Raw genomic sequence first — 21,709 nt, 5'->3', positions numbered from 1 at the left:
ATTGATTCTTAGCTTACTTAATTTTGTACTCATCTGTCAAATATTATTTTTCTAATAAAATCCATTTCGTCACAAAAACGACACCAAACATGCGTTGCAAGCAAAGCCGTTTTCCTATAGCATAAATTTCCGAACGAAGTTCTGCCACCACGGTGCTGCCGCGGTTCGAACATTATCTCCAAATGGAGCGGAGTATTTTGCCATGTCAAAAAGCAAGACCTATTATGCCCTGATGCTGCTGGTCATCACCGCCTTTATTTTATACGTCGCCTATGTACAGATCATTCAGGATCCACAAGCTTCGGCTTTCCTCGGTTTCAAAACCGACCTGAACCATCCCCTGAACCCTAAGCTGTGGCTGATCGTCATGAGGATTCATGCCATATTGGCCTGCTTGGCTATGATCTGCGGAGCCGTCAACTTCGCAGCACGGATCCGGGTCAGACACGTAAAATTCCACCGGTTCAACGGATATTTATATGTCATCTGTGTCATGCTGGTTGGCCTCACCTCAGGTTATATGGCACCGGTCGCCACGGGAGGAAGGTCGGTCAGCATTGCGTTTAACCTGTTAACGATGCTGTGGCCGGCATTCACGGTGATCGCTGTAATTCAGATCCGGAAAAAGCAAATGGCCAGCCACCGGAAATGGATGGTTCGCAGCTATGCTTTCTGTTTTACAAACCTGGTTGTCCACGTCCTCACGTGGACGATCCGCACGCTTGCCGGAAGTCCTTACCCGGTCAGCTACCGGATCAGCGTGTTTATTACGATTCCTTTGCTGCTTCTCATCGCAGAGCTTGTTATTCGCACTGCGTGGCCTGGGTCAGCTGGTTCCCGGCGTTCTGCCGGCAGCAATAAACCGTAAGCGAAAAAAACCGCTAGATGGCGGTTTTTCTCTTCTTATTCATGCAAATTCCCGTGGCAAACAACGGTAATTTCAGCTTGAAGCTATTCGTTTTCGATCGAATTCAGCGCTGCAAACGCGAGCGGTCCAAAGCCTTCAGAAGCTTCCCTCTGCGGCTGTGTGACTTGAAAAACAAATCCGCTGCCGTCAAGCTTCTTCACGATATATTCATGGGTTCCCGAGGAATCGAATGCCGTCAAAAAAATAAGCGCGTCCTTCATCGGACCGGTAAGGTCTGCCGCCCCAAGCTTCTTGATTTCGCCATACGGCTTAAGCTCTTTCTTCCCCTGCGACTCCAGCTGGTCCAAATTGAAATCTGCAGGCAGCTTCTCAATACGGACCGAGTACTCGTGATCAACATTCATATACAGCAGATGCTTGCCCGCATCAAATGAAAACTGTTCGGGAATATACAGCGAGTACCCTTCAGCCTGAACAAGCTTGGCGGGCCGCACTTCGTCGTTCCCTTCCAAGGTGACTTCCAGCTTGCCCTCGGCAGGGCGCTTACTGACACTGCCGCTGCTTGCGGATGATTTAGAGTCTCCTGAATCAGATTGACCGCCGGCCGAAGCACTGGAAGATGAATCCTTGCCGGATGTGCCGTCTTCGCCGCTTTCGCCTGCTCCTTGCACGCTGTCCGATTTTTTAATTTCGGTCAGTACGAGCTGCTTTAATGTATCCTCGCCTTCAATAGCCTTTTCTTCGTATTTGAATTGCACTGGGTCCTGCTCCTGTAAATCGGCTACCGCTTGATCCAGCCCGTCACCCAGCTGAAAAGCAGTAGGCTTGCCGTCAACCACAATTTCCACCGTATGCGGATCAGCCTGGCCGGTATACGTTCCGGTTCCTTCCTTCACGGACGGTACCTGTTCAGCATTCCCGGGCTGGGTTGACGGATTGTTCTGCTCATCCACGCGGTCTGGCGTACCCGGCGCCGTTTCCTGTTTGTCACTGCATGCGGTTACCGCAACAGCTATAGCCAGCGCCAGCAGAATCGAACTGATTTTAATCGTATTCTTCATGCTGCACCTCCATTACCATCTTAGACGGACGGAGGCAGCTTCAGGTTTCAATAAATTCGATAGTCTTGATAAAAATATCAAATGGGATGGGTCATACGAGACAATCCAAACCGCTTCATAAGCGCATCATTCGTTTTCTTTCGTTTACTTACTTCTTCCTCCAGTCCTGGAAAACCGGATCATGGACCAGATAATCAGCACGATAAGTACGGCAATGCATACGCCGATACTAAGCCGGTTCTGCGCATCGAATAAAAACATGGCCGCGATTACCGCCAAGCAGGCCACGACGGCAGAAGTAACATACGGGTACCCCCAAACCTTAAAGGATGGCTCCACCGGATACGACTTCCGCAGCTTGATTTGTGCCAGGGAGATGCAGATCCAGACCAGCAGGACGCAAAATCCCGGAACGGCCATTAACACGCGGAACAACTGATCCTGCGCAAACATGCCCAGCATGGATCCCAATATCAAGATCACGGCACACAATAACAGCGTATTTACCGGGATACCCCTCCGGTTCGTGCGGGCAAGAGCCGGCGATGCTTCGCCGGCTGCGGCCATGGAGTGGAGCATGCGTGAAGCTCCGTAAATTCCCGAGTTGGCTGCGGACAGCACTGCCGTAACCAGAATAAAATTCATGAGATCCGCCGCCCCGGACAAGCCGGTCGCGGTCAGTACCTGGACAAACGGACTCGACTCGGGGCCGAGCTGGTTCCAGGGAATCAGCCCGCATATCACGAGGATCGGCAGCGTGAAAAATAATATGATCCGCAAAATAAAATTGCGTACCACTTTGGGCAGCACCTTTTCACTGTTTTCCGTTTCCGTCAATGTCAAACCGATCAGTTCCGAGCCCCCGTAGGAAAACATGACCACAAGCAAAGCGGAAAAGATGGACGTCCATCCGTTGGGCAGAAATCCTCCGGCCGCCGAGTAGTTATGCAGATACGGCGTGTTGCTGCTTGGAATGATCCCGAAGATCAAGCATGTCCCTAAAACGATAAAAACGATAATCATGGCGATTTTGATCCCCGCCAGCCAAAATTCGAACTCGCCGAAGCTTCCCACGCTCATCAGATTAATCAGAATAATGAAGGCCGCGCTGGCTAGACTAAGCAACCATAACGGTACCCCGGGAAACCAATACTGCAAAAAGCTGCCGGCCGCTATAATCTCAATGACGCACACGGAAAGCCACAGGAAGCAGTACATCCACCCCATAATAAAGGACACTCTCTCGCCAAAGGCCTCACGAACGAAGTCCTTCATGTTTTTACCCGGGTAAACCGTAGCCATTTCTGCCATGGCTCCCATGACGACGAGCAGCAGCAGCCCGGCGAAGACGTAAGAGATAATGACGCCCGGTCCGGCGAGACCGATCGTTTCGGCACTGCCTTTGAAGATGCCGGTGCCGATGACTCCACCCATGGCCATCAAGCTGATATGCCTTGGTTTTAATTTTTTCTGCAATGAAACCCCATCTGGTTGTGACATCAAATATCCTCCTGCTAAATCTTGTTGTATTAGAACAAAAACCATAAGTTCAAGTATAACATTTTGCTTAAGCATCCTGATAGAAATTTAGCCGAATTTTCTGTATTTGCTTCACGATTCTTTATGATTTTTAAACAAAATTTAACCAGAAACCGATCATACTTATGCTATGATGTACATTCAGCCGATGGCAAGGCCGAAAGAAAACATAAAGAAATTAAGGCGGTGCAGTTTAGTCGTGTTTCATTCGTATGTATTTCCAATCTCTTATGCATTTCTGTCTTTTCCCTTTGCGGCACTATTTTTTACCATTCCCTTCATGGTCGTCCAGTACCGCAGACACGGTTATATCCATAAAATCAGGGCGTTTGTGCTGTACCTGTTCCTGTTGTACCTGCTCAACGCACTGTTTCTGGTCATCCTTCCGCTGCCATCTTCACGGCACAATCCCGCCATGGCCGGAGGGGCGCTTCAGCTGGTGCCGCTGAATTTCATTCACGACATCCTGAAAGAAACGTCCGTCGTGTCTTCACAGCCCTCGACGTACCTTCGGCTGCTTACGGAACGCGCCTTCCTTCAAGTGGTGTTCAACGTGTTTCTTACCGTTCCGTTCGGTATGATCCTCCGTTATTATTTCCGGACGGGATGGAAACTTTCCATTCTGCTGTCGTTTTTGCTGTCGCTGCTGTTTGAGACGACCCAGCTCACCGGAATATTCGGGATCTACGATCACCCGTACCGGGTATTCGACGTCGATGACCTGATCACTAACACGCTCGGCGGTTTGCTTGGATTCTTGGCAGCCGAATGGTTATCCGGCCTTCTTCCCCGCATTGAGCATTTGGATGCCAACATCGACCGGGCCGCCAAAAGGGTGACCTATACGCGGCGGGGAATCGCCTTTATGGCGGATGGGATCGTCTGGGCGATGCTGCTTGGCATTCTGCATATTCTGCATATATCGGCTTCCTTCTGGGTTGCGACAGGACTGTATTTCATGCTGGTACCTTGGCTGACGGGCGGACTGACTCCCGGCAAATGGCTTGTCCGCATCCGTCTGGCCGATGGAGGGGAGCGAATCTCCCTTAAATCGCTTGTGGTTCGATATGGAATCCTCTACTGGCTGTTTTTTGGAGTCAACCGGGTTCTGGCCGGCTCCCTTGACACCGTTCCGCCGATCCTTCGCATGATCCTGGGACTCATCGTGTTTGCCTTGAATACCGTCTTCTTTATCCATGTCGTCATCTGCGTATTCAAGAAGGAGCCGCAGCTGTTCTATGAAAAATGGAGCAAAACCCGGCATGTTATCCTTTGGCAGCCGGCCGCAGCAACCGAACCGGAGAAAAAGGAGTAGTTCCCCTTGGCAAAACATACTTCACTAGGACATATCACGCTTGTCCTTCAAGACTTGGGGAGCTTGGTTTCCGCTGTCCGGATGACGGAATCGATCTGCTTCTCCCATTGGTAAATTTGATTGAGGGAAGCGCTGATTTTACCAAGCTCCTTATACATCACGGTCAGCTCAGCCGTGGCTGTGATCGCGTTCCCGAGCTTGACTGCCGCTTTATACCGTTTGTCCGACGCGCTCCGGGTGCTGTTCGCTGCCGTAATCTTCTTATTCTCGGCAGTCACCTGCTTCTTTAATGTTTGGACTTGGGCCAACGTATCCTTCACCGCCTTGGCTTTGGCCGAGGCTTCCTTCTTGGCGGCAGCGAGCGCATCCTTACGGCTCTTGATTTCCGCACGAGCCGCACTGGCCGAGGCCTTGATCTGGTTGCGCTTCAGATCGTACTGAAGCGCGGCCTTCTGGTCCTTGCGTTTTCTCGCATCCGCCGCCTTCTTCCCAAGGTCTGTATATTCATTGAGCAGCGGCTGATATTTCTTCTGAGCCTGATCGGCTTCGGATTTCAGCTTATCGATCTTGGCCTTGTCGATCCCCTGCACCTTCGCATTGACAGACTTTAACCGGTCATCATTCTGTTTCCGGAGCACTTGAATCTGTTGCTTCTTCAGCTTGTTGGCCTCATCCAGAGCCTTATAGCTGTCATGAAGCACGCCTATACTCTGCAAAGCGGCGTCCCAGGCACTGTCCGATGCGGCGTCCGCCTTGGCCGGACCCAGCAAGAACAACGCGACCGAACAGCATAAAACCGTCAACAAGCTGTTTTTCCATAAAACTTTTACATACGACATCTTCATCTCTCCCCCAAATCATCAAAATTCATCATAAATGGACAAAAAAAGCACCCCGCAAGTAAGGCATGACGCCTTTCCTGCAGGGTGCTTCTCCCGCTTCCATTAACTATGTTGAACCCACTATATCGCTATTTCTCACAGTTGTCAATAAATTCCTGGAACATTTGTTCCTCTTTTTCTTGGCCGAATCCGGTTGTCGTGATTACTGACCGACCATTCCGCCGTCTACCGTGTACAGGGAACCTGTAACGAATGAAGCTTCATCGGAGAGGAGGAAGTTCATTACCGCCGCTACTTCCTGCGGCTCGCCGTAACGGCCCATCGGTGTGGCCGCTTCATTGGCGGCTTTGTACGCTTCCGCATTGCCGGAGTTCGCCTCAATCTGCCGCATCATCCGGGTGTTGATCGTTCCCGGCAGAACCGCATTAACCCGGATGCCCAGCGAAGCCAGCTCGTTGGCAGCAACGCGCGTCAAGCCGATCACGGCATGCTTGGACATAATGTATGGGGCCACTCCTGGCGCGCCCATCAGGCCTGCAAGCGAAGACGTATTCAATATTGCGCCGGAATTCTGCTTTTTCATAACTGGAATAACGTAATGCAGCCCCAGGAACACCCCACGGACGTTGACGTTATATACCAGATCAAGCGCTTCCACGGATTGCTCTTCGATCAGCCCGGTAGGGCCCTCAATCCCTGCATTGTTCGCAAAGTAATCGATGGTGCCGAATTTTTCAACCGCACGGTTCACATAGTTCTGCACATCCTGCTCTTTGGATACGTCGGCAGCGATCGCCAGTGAATTGGTATCGTTCAGGCCAAGCTCCTCGACGACGCTCTTGACCGCATCTTCCTTCAAATCGACCAGGACGAGGTTCAGCTTGCGCTCGGCCAAACGCCGTGCCAGCTCTTTCCCGATTCCGCCGGCGGCGCCGGTAATGACTGCAGTTTTCGTTTGTGTTTGACTCATGACTGAATCGCTTCCTTTTCAACAAAGTTTATAAAATGATTTATAGGCTTTATAGCTCATGTCTGCTACATGTATAGGTTACACCTTTATTAATTGTTTACACAATAATCATATTTCGAAATAATGTCATCTATCCAACAGATTGCCGCCGTATGTCACCGAACCATGACAATCTTGAACATTTACCTTCTCTTTGTTGATGATTTTCTGCGTTTTGGCGGCATCCCAACTTACGTTATAATAGGAGAAACGACAAGCTGGAGGCAGATGCATTTGACAGATGAACACGTTCTTGACCGCAGAGCCAGAAGAACCCGGCAGGCGCTCAAATCCGCTCTCGTTTCCTTAATTCTCGATAAAGGCTTCGATTCGGTGACTATTATGGACATCGCGGCCCGTGCAGACTATAACCGGGGTACCTTTTACAAGCATTTCGTCAGCAAGGAAGACCTGCTCAAGGAAATCCACGACGAGTTTCTGCAGGGCATCGCCGAACTGCTCGTCAAGCCGTATGAGGGCCTTGAGCGAATTGAAGCCTCGATGACCTACCCCTCAGGGCTGCGCTTGTTTGAACATATCGAACAGCATAAAGATGTGTTCCTGGCCTTATCGCGAGTCGAACGCGGAAAGCTGGCGATGGACATGTACGATAGGCTCAGGGAGTCGATGCGGAAGGACATGCATATCGAAATGGAACCGACCGAGCCGCCGATCGACTACGAAATCATGCTGAGCTACCGGATGTCGGCCACGGTGGGGGTCATTATGCACTGGGCAGAGGTTGATTTTAAATACACGGCGTCTTATATGGCGCAGCAGCTGATGGTGCTGGTTGAGACAAAAATGGATTACATCGTGTTTAAAAGAAACGGCGGCACATAAGCATCATTCTCAAAACTCCCCATTGTGCCCATAAGCACAATAAGGTATCATTCTACATAGATGGACTGTGTGCGACTGGCGGAAACATGGGATGAACCATGAGGGAGCACATGGATATAAACAGCCGTACGCCTGGGCAGAGGTAAGGGGAATTTCCCCTTGCCTCTTTATGTTTTTCTGGACCTTACCATGATTTAAAGGAGATGCAGACAATGACAGAACAAACGCTGATTTTGGACGGAGCGCGCGTGGCGCAGGACATTAAGGACGGCTTGGTTAGCAGGGTGAAACGGCTGTCCGAGCAAGGGATTACCCCCTGCCTGGCGACCATTTTGGTAGGCGACGACCCGGCATCGGCCACATACGTGCGCATGAAAGGCAATGCCTGCAGACGGCTCGGGATGGAATCGTTAAAAATCACACTGGATGCGGGGACGACGACCGAGGAGCTTATCCGGGAAATTCAGAAGCTTAACACCGACCCGAACGTTCACGGAATTCTGCTGCAGCATCCGGTCCCCCATCAAATTGATGAAAGAGCCGCATTCGACGCGATCGCCATTGAAAAAGACGTCGACGGTGTCACCACGCTGGGATTTGCGCAGAATGCTTTCGGCTTTGCCGCCTATCCTTCCTGTACCCCGGCGGCCATCATCACCATCCTGGATTACTACCGGATTCCTGTAGAAGGCAAGCACGCTGTTGTTGTCGGCCGCAGCCCGATTCTCGGCAAGCCCGTCTCGCTGATGCTGCTGAACCGCAATGCCACGGTCACGATCTGCCATTCGAGAACGAAAGGCCTTGGTGATATCGTGTCCCAGGCAGAGATCGTTGTTGCCGCAGTAGGCAAACCGAAATTCATTCAGGGAGACTGGATTCAGGACGGCGCCGTCATTCTGGACGCAGGCTACAATGAAGGCAATGTCGGGGACGTTGATTATGAGGCATGTCTTGAAAAAGCGAGCGCCATTACACCCGTCCCTGCGGGCGTCGGACCAGTAACCATCGCCATGCTGCTGAAGCACACGGTGGATGCGGCGGAAAAACAGCTGGGATAAACCAGCCATCGGTATGGCCCGGTTTTCCAAGGGACACTTAAAGAGCCGTGTTTCGGCAGCACAAATACGCCGGTAACGGCTTCAAAAAATGGCAAGAGGGCATTCCGCCGAACATCATTCGGTGAAATGCCCTTTTTTCTACCCAAGATGTAATGTTCTTGAGTCGGTTGATATCCGGTTCAAATAAATCCGTCGGTCACAAATAGCGGCCTATTCGTACCGCAGCGCCTCGATCGGATCCAGCTTCGCGGCCTGTCTGGCCGGGAATACGCCGAACACGATGCCGATGCAGGCTGAGAACCCGACGGCAAGCAGCACGGAGTTCATGGACACCGCGGTGGTCACGTCCATCAGCTTGCCGACGAACTTGGAGCCGCCGAAGCCAAGGATGACGCCGATCACACCGCCCAGGATAGCCAAGGTGACCGATTCAAACAGAAACTGCGATAGAATCGTCCCTTCCTTGGCCCCGATCGCCTTCCGGATACCGATCTCCCGCGTCCGTTCGGTAACGGACACCAGCATGATGTTCATGATGCCGATTCCGCCGACGAGCAGGGATATCGCCGCCACGCCGCCTAGAAAGAGGGTCAGCGTTTTGGTGACACTTTCGGCGGAGGACATGACATCCTCCTGGCTTTGAACCCTGAAATCATCGTCGGCCCCGCCAAGTTTATGGCTTTGGCGCATCGTATACTGGATCAGCGCCATGGTGCTGTTGATCACGTCGGTAGATTTGGCTTCGACTAAAATTTGCCGGACACTGCTCCGGGAGCTCCCGGTCTGAAACCGGGACTGAATCGTCGTGATCGGCGCGATGACGGTGTCGTCCTGGTCAACCGTACCCGAAGAACCCTTAGCTTTGAGCACACCGATGACCCGAAACGGGATGTTGTTGATTTTGATCATGCTGCCGACCGCATCGAAACCCGCTTCACCAAACAGCGTTTCCGCCGTCGTTGCGCCAAGGACCACGACCTTTGCCCGGTCATTGACTTCATCCTCGGTAAAGAAACGTCCGATGTCCGTCTCCCACGATTTGATGTCGGCATAGCCCGGCGTCGAGCCGATGATCGTGGCGGAGGCCGTGTTCGATCCGTTCAGCAGCTGCGCGCTCACCTGCGAGACCGGCGCGACGTACTTCACGGTATCGATTTTGGAGATCGGGTCAGCGTCCGAAATGTTCAGCGTGCCCGTGCTTCCGCCTTGGCTGCCTCCTGCCGCTGTGCCTGTTGACGACCCCGAGCCTGCGGTAACCGTGATCAGATTGGAACCCAGGCTTTGGATTTGGCTCGTCACCTGCTTGCTCGTTCCCTGACCGATGGAAATCATGGCAATGACGGTCGCCACGCCGATGATGATTCCAAGCATCGTCAGGAAGGAGCGCAGCATGTTGGACCGTAAGCTTCGGATTGAAATGCGCAGCAGTTCCCCCACATTCATACCCGCTCACGCTCCGTATTCAGCCGGTCCGTCTCGATCAGGCCATCGCGAAACCAAATGACCCGTTTCGTATGGGCGGCGATGTCCGGTTCGTGGGTGACGATGACGATCGTATGCCCCTTTTCGTTCAGTCTCCGGAATATGCCCATGATTTCCTCGGATGATGCCGTATCCAGGTTGCCCGTCGGCTCGTCCGCCAAAATAATGGCGGGGTCGTTGCTCAAGGCGCGGGCAATAGCCACCCGCTGCTGCTGTCCCCCGGAGAGCTCATTCGGCTTGTGATGCATCCGGGTTTTCAGGCCGACCAGCTCAAGGCAGTACTCGGCCTTCTCCCGCCGCTCCTTTTTGTTTTTGCCCGCATACAGCATCGGAAGCTCGACGTTTTCAATGGCGGAGGTTCGCTTGAGCAGGTTAAAGTTTTGAAAGACAAAACCGATCTTGCGGTTGCGCACCTCCGACAGCTGCTTGGCCGATGCCGAGCCGATGTCGATGCCGTCCAGCATGTACTTGCCGGAAGTCGGTTTATCCAAACAGCCGATCACGTTCATCATGGTCGATTTTCCTGAACCAGACGGTCCCATAATGGAGACAAACTCGCGCTCATCGATTTGAAGGGTAACGCCCTTCAGCGCCTGGACCTCGTTCTCGCCCGATGCATAAATTTTCTTCACTTGATCAAAGGTGATCACTGTCCGCCACCTCCCATGCCGCCGCTGCGTGCTCCGCCTCCGCCAGTTCCTCCGGTTCCACCCGTACCGCCGCCGCGGTTGAACTGCCGCATCTCGCCGCCTCCGTTCATGCCTCCGAAGCCGCCCATACCGCCCATGCCGCCAAAGCCGCCCATAGTTCCCTGGCTCGTTCCGGTGCTTGTCTTTGTCGTCGTCATCGTAATGGTTACTTTGTCGCCCTCGGACAATCCGGTCAGCACTTCGGAATTAGCCCCGTCATCAAGGCCGGTCGTAATTTCCACCTGCTCCTCTTTGCCGCCTTTGTCGACCATGACGATTTTCCGTCCGCCAAACGACTTGATCGCCGCATCAGGAACTTTCAATACATCCTTCTTACCGTCGGTAATAATGGCAATCGTCGCGCTGATACCCGGAATCAGCTTGTCTGCGTTATCTTGACCCGCTGTGATTTCAATGCCGACCGGGAACGTTACGACGCCGCTGGTCTGCGCTTCCCCGAGCACCGCCTTGGACACGACTTTGCCTTTCAGCGTTACGCCCGTGAGCGCGTCAAATGTTATATTTACGTCCTGGCCGACCTTCACATCGGTGATATCGGTATCGTCGATGGAGGCCGAAATCCGGAAGCTTCCGCCGGTTGAGTACATGGAGATGGCCGAAGCAGCGTCGCCGGCAACCGTCTCCCCAACCTTGGCGTTCACGGCGGAAATGATGCCGTCATACGGCGCATAAATTTTTGCCCCGGCTGCGTTGGCCTTGGCGTCGTTCAAGGCAGCGAGTGCCATGGCCACGTCGGCTTTGGCACTGGCCACGTCGCTTTCAGCCGGCCCTTCCTGCAGCTTGGCCAGCTGCGAAACCGCCTGATCATAGGCGCGGGACGCGCTATCCACCTGTGATTGGGCATTGGTAACCGCTTCTTTCAGCTGATCCAGATTGCTTTGCTGCGATACCGCTTGTTTATAAGCATTCTGGGCATTATCCGCCGCGACTTGAGCGAATAAAATCTGGGACGGGTCCGTCCCCTTCTTCGCTTCGTCCAGCTTGGCCTGCGTGCTGATGACGGCAGCCTTGGCCTTGTCCACCTGTGCCTGCAGGTACGATGCATTGGCCGCCTTTTTTGCGTTCGTAAGCGCCGTCTTGGCATTCTCCAGGTCGGACTGCGCCTTGGACACCTGGGCTTTTTGTTCGCTTAAGGTAGCCGAGTCCGTTCCAGCCTGGATGCTGTCCAGCTTCGCCACGGCACTGTCATACTTCGCCTGGGCTGACAGCAGCTCGTTTTGCAGCACCGTTGCATCCATCGCTGCAAGCAGCTGCCCCTTTTTCACCGCTTCCCCGACGCTTACGTTGACCTTGGTCACTTTGGAGTTTCCGCTGAAGCTCAGGTTCACCGATTCGGGTGCTTCCACATTGCCGGAGGACGTTACCGTTTTGGACAAGTCGCCCCTCTCGACGGCATATGTAATGGTCGCCGTTTCCGTTTTCGTCGCGCTGGCGTTTTTTTGATAAAAATAGGTCCCCCCCGCGCCGATCACAATGACGCATCCGCAAATGATCAGCACGTTTTTTACCGCTTTGTTCATGTCCATTCTCCCTTCCTTCATATGACAAACACGATATCAGCCGAAACTTAAAAAAACCTAAACTCCGGCAGGCATGCAAAAAAGTTTTTCGAAAAAGACGGGAAGCCCCAATAAGCTTGCATCATGGAAATGGATAGAGATACACTGGTAGACAGACATTCTTTTCTCGGCAGGAATGCCATTTCACATACGATGGAGGAACTTGAATCATGGATCATTTTGAACAAATGCTGGAGAAATACGCCGAACTGGTCATCAATGTCGGGGTGAACATCCAGCCCGGCCAGGTGCTGCTTGTGCAATCCCCGCTGGAAACCGTAGATTTCACACGGCAGATCGTGTCCAAAGCCTATGAGGCTGGCGCCAAATATGTTCAGGTCGATTGGGACGACGAGAAGGTGACCCGCATCCGGTATGAACAAGCGCCTGACGATTCGTTCGCTTATTATCCGAAGTGGCAGGCCGACATGATGGAGCAGCTCGCCGAAGGCGGCGGCGCGGTCCTGCACATCAAGGTGCCCGACCCTGAGCTGTTCCGCGGCATCGATTCCGCCAAAGTATCGACGGCCGTGAAAGCGGCGGCGGTGGCCCGCGAGAAGTATCAGGCCTACGTACGCAGCAACAAGGTCAGCTGGTCGCTGATCAAGGCGCCGACCCGCGCCTGGGCGAACAAGGTTTACGCCGATTTGCCGGAGGAAGAACGCGTCCCGGCTATGTGGGAAGCCGTATTCCTCATGAACCGCGTCGACAGCGGGGATCCCGTCGCGGCTTGGCGGGATCATATCGCCGAGCTGAAAAAACGGCAGCAGTACATGAACGACAAGCGGTACAAGAGCCTGCACTACCGTGCTCCAGGAACCGACCTGCGGGTCGAGATGCCGGAAGGGCATTTGTGGCTCGGCGGCGGGGATTTGAAGGAGGACGGCGTGTATTTTGTGGCGAACATGCCGACGGAGGAAATCTACACGATGCCGCTGCGGACCGGGGTCAACGGAACGGTATCCAGCACGCTTCCGCTCAACCTGAACGGCCGGCTGGTGGAAGGCATCAAGCTAACCTTCAAAGACGGAAAAGTGACGGAGTACGATGCCGTATCGGGCCGCGAGCACCTGACATCGCTGCTGGAAACGGATGAAGGCGCGTCCTACCTCGGCGAGATGGCGCTGGTGCCTCATGACTCCCCGATTTCGCTCATGAACCGTGTCTTCTACAATACAGGCGTGGACGAAAATGCTTCCTGCCATTTCGCGCTTGGAAGCTGCTATCCGGTCAATATCGAGGGCGGAACCAAGCTGAGCAAAGAGGAGCTGCTCGCCAAAGGCGGCAACGTCAGCCTGACGCATGTCGATTTCATGATCGGTTCGGACCAATTGGACATTGACGGTGAACTGCCGGACGGCACCGTCGAGCCGGTGTTCCGCGCAGGCAAGTGGGTTTAAAATAACAAAAGCGGTCAGTCCCTAAAGAGGACTGGCCGCTTTCTTTTTTAGATATAAACGTAGTTTTTCTGCTCCATGCGAGTGGAAGACCCGTTCCTTTATTCCGCCGCCGCAACCTTTCGACGTGCGGACAGCTGATTCAAGCCGAGCAGCGCCAGCATCGCAACCAGTACCCCCACGGCCCCGATCCAAGTAACCGCCGACAGCGAGACGCCCGAGACGACTACGCCGCCGATGCCGGCGCCGGCCGCCATGGACAGCTGCATCATCGATTGGTTGAGCCCCAGCATGACACCGGAGGATTCCGGCTTGATCGTCACCAGATTGTACTGCTGTGCCGGTCCTGTCGACCATGCGGCGAATGACCACAAGATCAGGATGGCGAACACGGCGAACGCCGAGTGGCCGGCCAGACTGAGCAGAATAAGAGCGATCACGTGAAGAGTCATCCCGCTCAATAGGGTGAAGGTCACCCCTTTCTTATCCGCACTGAAGCCTCCCACTTTTGAGCCGACCAGGCTGGCGATACCAAAAGCTAACAAGGCCGTGCTCAGCAGGCTCTCCTGCAATCCGGATATTTGAAGCAAATAAGGGGACAAATACGTGTAAGCCACCGAGTAGCCGCCCAGCCAAAAGAAACTGATAGAAAGGCCCAGCGCAACTCTCGGATTTTTCAGAAGGGAAAACTGCTGCCGAAGGGGCACATGCGCGTCTCCCTGAATCCGCGGGATGGTCACCGAAATGATGAGCATCGCGACAATGCCGAGCAGAGCAATCCCGATAAATACCGCTTTCCAGCCAAAAGCAGCCGCGACCATTCTTCCGAGCGGCACACCGATGATGAGCGAAGCTGTAAAGCCCATGATGACGGTGGCCAAAGAGCCAGCCTGTTTACCTTCAGGCGCAATTTTGGCGGCGATGCTGAGCGCCGTGACGACGACCATCCCCGCACCAAGCGCCATCAGTATACGTGACGCCAGCAGCAGTTCATAGCCGGGCAGCACGAACGACAAGATGTTGGCGACAACGAAAATGCCAAGGGCCGTGATCATCAGCCTGCGACGGTCCCACCTTGCCGTCAGGGCCATGAGAACAGGCGTAGCGATCGCGTATGTCAGTGAGAACACGGTAATCAGCTGGCCCGCGGCAACGACTGTAATGCCCATCGAATCCGCAATTTTATCCAAAATACCGGAAACGATGTATTCCGAGGTACCTACCAAAAAGCTGATAATGGCCAAAATGTAAATCTTCCAGGTGCTGGTCATAAATGCAATCAAACTCCTTTGAATAATATTTTCGTATTTCTACAATCATAGAAATAAAGGACAAAAAAAATTAGTTCAACAGAAATGGCGCATATTTCTGCGCTACCTCACGGTTCAGGCAGTAGAAAATGAAGGTGCCTTCCTTACGCGAATCCAGCAGACCGCTCTCTGCCAGCTGCTTCAGATGATGGGACAGCGTGGAGTCCGCTACAGTTTCCAGCTTGGTCCCAAGCGTGGAACAGCAGGCTTCACCTTCCCGGGAAAGGATCATCGCCACTTTCAAACGAGTCGGTTCGCCCAGTGCCTTGTATATTTTTACGGCTTGCTTGGACTCCACATCTTCGTTCATATCTGCTCCTCCTTCCTGATTTCGTATTTCTAAATTTATAGAAATAAAGTAGCATACAGTTTACCGGATTGTCAACACCCTATCTTTGTGGGTGGTATTAAAAAGTGGGATCATGCCCCTCACTCACCGCTGCAATGTCTGATCATGTTGATTGCCGCAGTGAGCCAAGGGATGACGGATGACAAGGACTGGATCCACCGTTTACAGCTTCGTTTCGTCCATCAGCAGCTTCACCGGACAATGATCGCTCCCCAGGATCAGATGATCGATCTGGGCGTCAATCAGGGACGGGGCAAGCCGTTCCGATACGAGAAAATAGTCGATCCGCCAGCCCACGTTCCGCTCACGGATTTTGGGCATGTAGGACCACCAGGTATACGCGCCTTCCTGCTCCGGGTAAAAATGTCTGAACGTATCGATCAGCCCCGTATTCAGCAGTTCAGTCATTTTGCCGCGTTCCTGAGGAGTAAAACCCGAGTTTTCACGGTTCGACTTCGGATTCTTCAGGTCGATTTCCTGATGGGCGACGTTTAGATCCCCGCAAATGATGACAGGCTTTCGCGCATCCAGCTGCTGAATGTAGCTTCTGAACCGGTCCTCCCATTCCAGCCGGAGATCCAGTCTCGACAGATCGCGGCGCGCGTTGGGCGTATACACGTTGACCAAGTAAAATCCTTCGTACTCGAGCGTAAGGATTCTCCCTTCCGGCTCCCCGTCCTCTTCCAGCCCGGAGTACACGGACAACGGCTTCTGCTTGGTAAAGACGGCGGTACCGGAATAGCCTTTCTTTTCGGCGTAGTTCCAGTATTGGTAATACTCGTCCATGCCGTCCAGGCAGATCTGCCCTTCCTGGAGCTTCGTCTCCTGCACGCAGAAGATGTCCGCGTCCACTTGCTTTACATATTCTATAAAACCTTTATTGACACAGGCCCTAAGCCCGTTCACGTTCCAAGATACCAATTTAATCATCATTTCCCCCGCTGTTGTTGAAGTCTGTAACTCTAGTCTACCATACTACGTCCGCCCCTTCCGTGACAAATCGGTGATTTAGAAAATGATAGATTCATGATACAATGTCCTAACGCAATTCAACCTATTTCCAAAATGACGTGAGGGATCTATTGTACCCATGAGAACTTCCGCTCCTGTTAAAGCGTTTAATTTTCTGTTTTTCGCCCTGCTGGCCATTTTCATTCCGTTTCTCCCCGTATATTTTGATGAGCAGGGACTATCGCCTTCCCAGATCGGCTTCATCGTCGGTACAGGAGGATTTATCACGATTGTGGCCCAGCCGCTGTGGGGGATGATCAGCGACCGGACCAAAACGATCCGGAAAGTGCTGCTGCTCCTTCTTGTTTGCGCTATCATGACCGGCTTTGTCCTGTACCATACCGGAACGTACAGCCTGATCATCCTGTTTGCCATGCTCACCTACTTTTTTCTAATGCCGGTCGATCCGCTGACGGAGAGCCTGAACTTCCGCGTCGCCGAATCGGCGGGGATCAGCTACGGCTCGCTCCGCACCTATGGGGCGCTTGGCTATGCAGTGATGTCATTGTTCGCAGGCTATATCATGACATCGTTCGGCGCGCACAGCCTGGCGTATTTGTTTGCGGCCATTGGCCTGGTCAGCTTTGTCATTACGCTGTTCATGCCGGACGCTCCGGTGTCGGGCAAACCGGTCACCCTTTCCAGCCTGAAGCATTTTCTCAGCAGCAGAGAAACTTTGCTCTTTCTCATCCTGGTCTTTATCAGCTCGATCCCCGCGCGGATGAACGATACTTATTTAGGAGTTTACATCAAGGAGCTGGGCGGGAAGGCCAGCCTGGTGGGACAAGCCTGGTTTCTGGCAGCCGGAAGCGAGATCGTCGTGTTCGCCTTGAGCTTCTGGTGGCTTCGCAAAGGCAGCGAGCTGATGCTGATCGCCTTTTCAGGATTCTTTTACTTTATACGCTTTTTCGCATCGGCCTGGATTGAGGACCCGCATCTCCTCGCCTATTTGCAGTTACTGCAGCTGCTCACCTTTCCGGTGTTTTATTCCGCCGCCATTCAGTACCTGTACCGCATCGTTCCGGTCGAATGGCGGGCAACCGGGCAGACGGTGCTGGCGCTGCTGTTCTTCGGGGTTTCCGGCATTATCGCTTCCTTTGCAGGTGGTGCGCTGTATGAGGCATTCGGCGGGAGGACGCTGTTTCTGACGATTTCCGGCATGTCGCTGGCGGGAACGGTGTTCGGGATTGTACTGTACCGGATTTACGGGCGCAGAGACCGAGCAGCATCTGCAGAGCCGGCCGGAGAAGACGCCCCGGAATAATCGTGAAGGCCACAAAAAAACCGCCGTTAGTGGCGTTTTTTTCTTGTTTCCGATGTTAATTGGTGCTGGAAGAAGCCTTGCCCGGCTTCACAGCCTGCACTTCATACATTTTGACGGTTGTGCTGATCATATAGGCTGGCGGCTCCTGGCCCTTCTTGTCGCGATGACCTTGAAGATGCGCGTCGCTTTTCTCCCAATTTTTCCAATCTTCCTGAGACTCCCAGCGGATCATGACGACGACTTCGTCCTGCTCTCTTCCTCTGGTATTGACCATGACCGTTCTGTCGATCAATCCGTTCATCTCGTCCATCGGGCCGTCCTTGGTGAATCTGGCCGCAACCTGTTCGCTGTACCCTTTTTGCACAGCCATGGTTCTCAATTGAATAAACATAGGTGGTTCCTCCCGTCTATCGATATGATGGCTGTATTCCTGCGGAATCATCGCCTCATGTCGGCTCCGTGATTTCCGGACTGTATCCATCTTACTTGATAATGATTCTCATTGTCAAATGGATGGTCATCCCGAAATCTCTCCGCTTCTACCATTCACCGCTTAAACCCTTGTATTTCGGTTTTTAGATATAATATCATTAAAGGAGTTTCCTCATGGCTGATGTATGGGATACATAAACCTGACTCCAAACAAACGATACTTTACTTTAAAAAGAGAGGATAATCATTCACATGATCATCAAACCAAGAACCCGGGGCTTTATCTGCACGACGGCACATCCTGTAGGATGCGCTGCGCAGGTCCAGGCCCAAATCGATTACGTCAAATCCAAGCCGGCCGTCCAAGGGCCGAAAAACGTGCTCGTGATCGGCGCGTCGACCGGCTATGGCTTGGCGGCACGCATCACAGCTGCATTCGGAGCCGGAGCGAATACCGTAGGCGTATACCGCCCAAGCAGCGGTTCCGAGAAACGGACAGCCTCCGCCGGATGGTACAATTCCGCCGCGTTTGAACAAGCAGCTGAAGCGGCCGGGCTTAAATCTTTCAGCGTGACAGGGGACGCCTTCTCGACTGAAACGAAGGAGAAAACGGTGGAATTGATCCGTTCCGAACTCGGTCAGGTCGACCTGGTGGTGTACAGTGTGGCATCCGCCCGGAGAACCGATCCGGTCACCGGCGAAGTGTACAATTCCACCCTTAAACCGCTGGGCAAGCCCTATACGAATAAAACCGTCAACTTCCACACCGGCGAAATCAGCGAAGTGACCATTGAACCCGCTACGGAAGAAGAAGTCCGCGGTACGGTTGCTGTTATGGGCGGGGACGACTGGCAGCTGTGGATCGATGCGCTGGAGCAGGGCGGCGTGCTGGCCGACGGAGCCGCCACCATTTCCTTCTCCTACATCGGATCGGACATCACCCAGGCCGTGTACCGGGAAGGCTCCATCGGCAAAGCCAAGGATCACCTGGAAGCCACTGCGCTGAAGCTGAACGACCAGCTGGCGGCCAAAAACGGACGCGCTTATGTCGTTGTCAGCAAAGGGCTGGTGACCCAATCCAGTTCGGCGATCCCGGTCGTGCCGCTGTACATCTCCGCATTGTACAAGGTCATGAAAGAAAAAGGCATCCACGAAGGATGCATCGAGCAGACCTACCGCCTGTTTACCGACCGTCTGTATACCGGCGGCGAAACGCCTGTGGATGAAGTCGGCAGAATCCGCATCGACGACTGGGAGCTCCGCGAAGATGTGCAGGCTGAAGTCGCCGACATCTGGAACAGCATCACATCGGACAACATCTATGATCTGACCGATCTTCATGGGTACCGCCGCGAATTCTTCCAGCTGTTCGGCTTTGAGACGGATGGCGTCGATTATGAAGCCGACGTAAATCCTGACGTGAAGGTTCCGCATTCCGTTTAACCGATTTATATGCTTATATTATAGAGAAGCCCGGGTATGCTTGTTCGCCTACCCGGGCTTTTTGGCTTGTTCACCAATTCTTCGATGTGACGAATCATAAACACTCATCCTCCGGGTATGTTAATGAAGACGATCCTTTGTCATCGGTTGGTCGGCATTGTCAATGACTTCTCTGAACATGTTCCTCTCCTCCGGAGACTCGGGCCTGCCAGCGCTACAACCACCGACGGCCAGACTATGAACATGATACGCCTCCTCTTTTTTATGCCAAGCTGTGCGAAGTGTAAAAGCTCCTTCTATGTAAGCCTTGCCACCAATACAAGGGTCAAACGTATGTATGTAAAAGTAAGTCATTCACCGTCCCCCAGGTCCGTATCGTCCGTTTTCAGTGGACAAATGAATGATCTTTACACCCCTCGTTGACAATAAACTAGCAAATTTCAAGACAACCAGCGTATAATGGTAGCGAGTCCGACAAATCACAGCGTTTACATGCGGCTCTTTGACTTATCCAGTACAGATACCCGGAGGATTGATTTTCATGAGATTGGAAAAAGATTTTCTAGGCACCAAAGAAGTTCCTAACCATGCATACTACGGCATTCAAACCCTACGCGCAAAGGAGAACTTTCCGATTACCGGACAGCGTCTGCATCCTGAACTGATCCGGTCGATGGCCATGGTCAAAAAGGCTGCAGCATTGGCTAATATGGAAATTAAACGGCTGCTTCCAGCCAAAGGTGAGGCCATTGTACAAGCCGCAGATGAGATCATTGGCGGTGAGTGGCTCGACCAATTTATCGTGGATCCGATCCAAGGCGGCGCCGGTACATCGATAAATATGAATACGAACGAAGTGATTGCGAACCGAGCATTGGAATTGATGGGCAAGGAAAAAGGCAGCTACGCCGACATCAGCCCGAACAACCATGTCAACATGGCCCAATCGACCAACGATTCGTTTCCGACCGCCGTCCATCTGGCGACACTGACCATGATTGACAAGCTCGTGGCCACCATGACCGATCTGCATCAGGCCTTCGTCGATAAAGCCAACGAGTTTGACGCGGTGATCAAGATGGGCCGAACCCATCTGCAGGACGCCGTTCCGATCCGTCTCGGGCAGGAATTCCAGGCATACGCCCGCGTGCTGGGCCGTGACATTGAGCGGGTCAAAGCCACCAAGAACAACCTGCTGCATATCAACATGGGCGCCACAGCGGTCGGCACAGGCCTCAATGCCGATTTGACCTACATCAAGCGCGTGGCTGAAATTCTGGCAGAGCTCAGCGGTTTTCCGGTGCAGGCAGCGGATCATCTTGTCGATGCCACACAGAATACCGACGCCTACACCGAGGTGTCCGCCGCCTTAAAAATTTGCATGATGAACATGTCCAAAGTCGCCAACGATATCCGGCTGATGGCTTCCGGCCCACGGGCAGGACTTGGGGAACTTTCTCTCCCTTCACGCCAGCCGGGTTCCTCCATTATGCCGGGGAAGGTCAATCCGGTCATGTGCGAGGTTATCAACCAAATCGCGTTCCAGGTGATCGGTAACGACCATACGATCTGCCTGGCATCCGAAGCCGGCCAGCTCGAGCTGAACGTCATGGAGCCGGTTCTCGTCTACAACCTGCTGCAATCGCTGGAAATTATGAACCAGGGCTTCCGGGTGTTCCGCGAGCACTGCGTCGAGGGCATTCAGGCTAATGTGGAGCGGTGCAGGGAATATGTCGAGAACAGCGTCGGCATCATTACAGCACTGAATCCGCACCTCGGCTACGAAGTCGTCTCCCGCATTGCGCGCGAAGCGATCACGACCGGCAAATCGGTTCGGGAGCTCTGCCTGCTGTACAACGTGCTGACGGAAGAAGAGCTGAACATCATCCTCGATCCTTACCAAATGACCAATCCGGGCATTGCAGGCGAAGCGCTGCTGCGGAAGGAATAAATTATAGGAACAGGCCGTGCCTGGCAATGGCACGGTCGTTTTTTTATCATATAAACGCAACGTTGTTCCCCCTCTTCCATCTGGATCTTTTGAAAATTTCTACGTACATAGAATGAACTAAAGAATCTCATAGGCCTTTGCTGGGCCGATCTAACAGGAAGTTTCATGCAAATCTTTAGTTCTATCTATGTAAATACATAAAATCCCCCTTTCCTTACCATACTACCCTTTATCAAAGCCTAAACCGGAATAGAGTGATTAACGCG

The 21,709-nt window shown here is 53.0% G+C and carries 19 protein-coding genes and 1 riboswitch; of the genes, 8 read left to right on the top strand and 11 right to left on the bottom strand.

What is annotated here, in order from left to right; genetic code table 11:
- Positions 1–202: 202 nt before the first annotated feature.
- Positions 203–868 carry a DUF2306 domain-containing protein gene (locus tag MKY74_RS16910; protein ID WP_208629245.1) on the top strand — a complete coding sequence of 222 codons (666 nt, stop codon included), beginning with the start codon at positions 203–205 and terminating at the stop codon, positions 866–868.
- 83 nt (positions 869–951) lie between these two features.
- Here MKY74_RS16910 and MKY74_RS16905 read toward each other — a convergent pair whose 3' ends face one another.
- Both MKY74_RS16905 and MKY74_RS16900 read right to left on the bottom strand, forming a co-directional pair.
- Positions 952–1,929 (bottom strand): hypothetical protein, encoded by a 978-nt coding sequence (locus MKY74_RS16905; RefSeq protein WP_076167498.1) that lies wholly within the window; start codon positions 1,927–1,929, stop codon positions 952–954.
- Between the two features lie 144 nt (positions 1,930–2,073).
- On the bottom strand, positions 2,074–3,429 hold the full coding sequence (locus MKY74_RS16900) for an amino acid permease (protein WP_076167500.1): 1,356 nt from the start codon (positions 3,427–3,429) through the stop codon (positions 2,074–2,076).
- A 238-nt stretch (positions 3,430–3,667) separates the two neighbouring features.
- On the opposite strand from MKY74_RS16900, the gene MKY74_RS16895 reads away from it, so the two are divergent.
- A complete protein-coding gene (locus tag MKY74_RS16895) occupies positions 3,668–4,783 on the top strand; it encodes a VanZ family protein (protein WP_076167502.1) in 1,116 nt (371 codons plus the stop codon).
- 47 nt (positions 4,784–4,830) lie between these two features.
- Here MKY74_RS16895 and MKY74_RS16890 read toward each other — a convergent pair whose 3' ends face one another.
- The gene (locus tag MKY74_RS16890) at positions 4,831–5,622 is read right to left on the bottom strand and encodes a hypothetical protein (RefSeq protein WP_084203743.1); all 792 of its coding nucleotides are present in this window, start codon (positions 5,620–5,622) and stop codon (positions 4,831–4,833) included.
- A gap of 205 nt (positions 5,623–5,827) precedes the next feature.
- Entirely contained in the window at positions 5,828–6,595 is a 768-nt protein-coding gene (locus MKY74_RS16885) for an SDR family NAD(P)-dependent oxidoreductase (protein ID WP_076167506.1), read from the bottom strand.
- 273 nt (positions 6,596–6,868) lie between these two features.
- Here MKY74_RS16885 and MKY74_RS16880 point away from each other — a divergent pair, with 273 nt between their 5' ends.
- Both MKY74_RS16880 and MKY74_RS16875 read left to right on the top strand, forming a co-directional pair.
- Complete coding sequence (locus MKY74_RS16880; RefSeq protein ID WP_076167508.1) at positions 6,869–7,477, top strand: TetR/AcrR family transcriptional regulator; 609 nt, start codon at positions 6,869–6,871, stop codon at positions 7,475–7,477.
- 61 nt (positions 7,478–7,538) lie between these two features.
- Positions 7,539–7,622, top strand: a riboswitch (ZMP/ZTP riboswitch).
- Between the two features lie 67 nt (positions 7,623–7,689).
- On the top strand, positions 7,690–8,535 hold the full coding sequence (locus MKY74_RS16875; protein WP_076167510.1) for a bifunctional 5,10-methylenetetrahydrofolate dehydrogenase/5,10-methenyltetrahydrofolate cyclohydrolase: 846 nt from the start codon (positions 7,690–7,692) through the stop codon (positions 8,533–8,535).
- 210 nt (positions 8,536–8,745) lie between these two features.
- Here the strand turns inward: MKY74_RS16875 and MKY74_RS16870 are convergent, their stop codons facing one another.
- Genes MKY74_RS16870 through MKY74_RS16860 form a run of 3 tightly spaced genes read right to left on the bottom strand, consistent with a single transcriptional unit; the run spans position 8,746 to position 12,247 of the window.
- Positions 8,746–9,978: an ABC transporter permease gene (locus MKY74_RS16870; protein ID WP_076167513.1), complete on the bottom strand. Its 1,233-nt coding sequence runs from the start codon at positions 9,976–9,978 to the stop codon at positions 8,746–8,748.
- Positions 9,975–10,667, bottom strand: a complete 693-nt coding sequence (locus MKY74_RS16865) for an ABC transporter ATP-binding protein (protein ID WP_076167516.1) — start codon at positions 10,665–10,667, stop codon at positions 9,975–9,977. The genes MKY74_RS16870 and MKY74_RS16865 overlap by 4 nt, the downstream gene beginning before the upstream one ends.
- Positions 10,664–12,247 carry an efflux RND transporter periplasmic adaptor subunit gene (locus MKY74_RS16860; protein WP_167372838.1) on the bottom strand — a complete coding sequence of 528 codons (1,584 nt, stop codon included), beginning with the start codon at positions 12,245–12,247 and terminating at the stop codon, positions 10,664–10,666. Before MKY74_RS16860 ends, MKY74_RS16865 begins: the two co-directional genes overlap by 4 nt.
- Before the next feature lie 209 nt (positions 12,248–12,456).
- Here MKY74_RS16860 and MKY74_RS16855 point away from each other — a divergent pair, with 209 nt between their 5' ends.
- Positions 12,457–13,686 carry an aminopeptidase gene (locus MKY74_RS16855; protein WP_076167520.1) on the top strand — a complete coding sequence of 410 codons (1,230 nt, stop codon included), beginning with the start codon at positions 12,457–12,459 and terminating at the stop codon, positions 13,684–13,686.
- 98 nt (positions 13,687–13,784) lie between these two features.
- Here MKY74_RS16855 and MKY74_RS16850 read toward each other — a convergent pair whose 3' ends face one another.
- The 3 genes from MKY74_RS16850 to MKY74_RS16840 form a co-directional block, all read right to left on the bottom strand.
- Positions 13,785–14,954, bottom strand: coding sequence for an MFS transporter (locus MKY74_RS16850; RefSeq protein WP_076167523.1), 1,170 nt, complete (start codon positions 14,952–14,954; stop codon positions 13,785–13,787).
- 70 nt (positions 14,955–15,024) lie between these two features.
- On the bottom strand, positions 15,025–15,303 hold the full coding sequence (locus tag MKY74_RS16845) for an ArsR/SmtB family transcription factor (protein ID WP_076167525.1): 279 nt from the start codon (positions 15,301–15,303) through the stop codon (positions 15,025–15,027).
- A 201-nt stretch (positions 15,304–15,504) separates the two neighbouring features.
- On the bottom strand, positions 15,505–16,269 hold the full coding sequence (locus MKY74_RS16840; RefSeq protein WP_076169474.1) for an exodeoxyribonuclease III: 765 nt from the start codon (positions 16,267–16,269) through the stop codon (positions 15,505–15,507).
- Positions 16,270–16,432: 163 nt separating this feature from the next.
- Between MKY74_RS16840 and MKY74_RS16835 the strand changes: the two genes are divergently transcribed.
- A complete protein-coding gene (locus MKY74_RS16835; RefSeq protein WP_076167527.1) occupies positions 16,433–17,617 on the top strand; it encodes an MFS transporter in 1,185 nt (394 codons plus the stop codon).
- A 55-nt stretch (positions 17,618–17,672) separates the two neighbouring features.
- Here the strand turns inward: MKY74_RS16835 and MKY74_RS16830 are convergent, their stop codons facing one another.
- Positions 17,673–18,008 (bottom strand): antibiotic biosynthesis monooxygenase, encoded by a 336-nt coding sequence (locus MKY74_RS16830; protein WP_076167530.1) that lies wholly within the window; start codon positions 18,006–18,008, stop codon positions 17,673–17,675.
- 293 nt (positions 18,009–18,301) lie between these two features.
- Between MKY74_RS16830 and fabV the strand changes: the two genes are divergently transcribed.
- Together fabV and aspA are read left to right on the top strand one after the other, a co-directional pair.
- Entirely contained in the window at positions 18,302–19,492 is a 1,191-nt protein-coding gene (gene fabV, locus MKY74_RS16825; protein WP_076167533.1) for an enoyl-ACP reductase FabV, read from the top strand.
- Between the two features lie 541 nt (positions 19,493–20,033).
- Positions 20,034–21,443 (top strand): aspartate ammonia-lyase, encoded by a 1,410-nt coding sequence (gene aspA, locus MKY74_RS16820; RefSeq protein WP_076167538.1) that lies wholly within the window; start codon positions 20,034–20,036, stop codon positions 21,441–21,443.
- The last annotated feature ends 266 nt before the right edge of the window (positions 21,444–21,709 follow it).

Origin of the sequence: Paenibacillus sp. FSL R5-0378 (assembly GCF_038009285.1) — a bacterium.
Taxonomy (GTDB): domain Bacteria; phylum Bacillota; class Bacilli; order Paenibacillales; family Paenibacillaceae; genus Paenibacillus_AQ; species Paenibacillus_AQ favisporus.
Note: the sequence above shows the minus strand (reverse complement) of the source record. Positions and strands in the feature narration are given on the sequence as shown.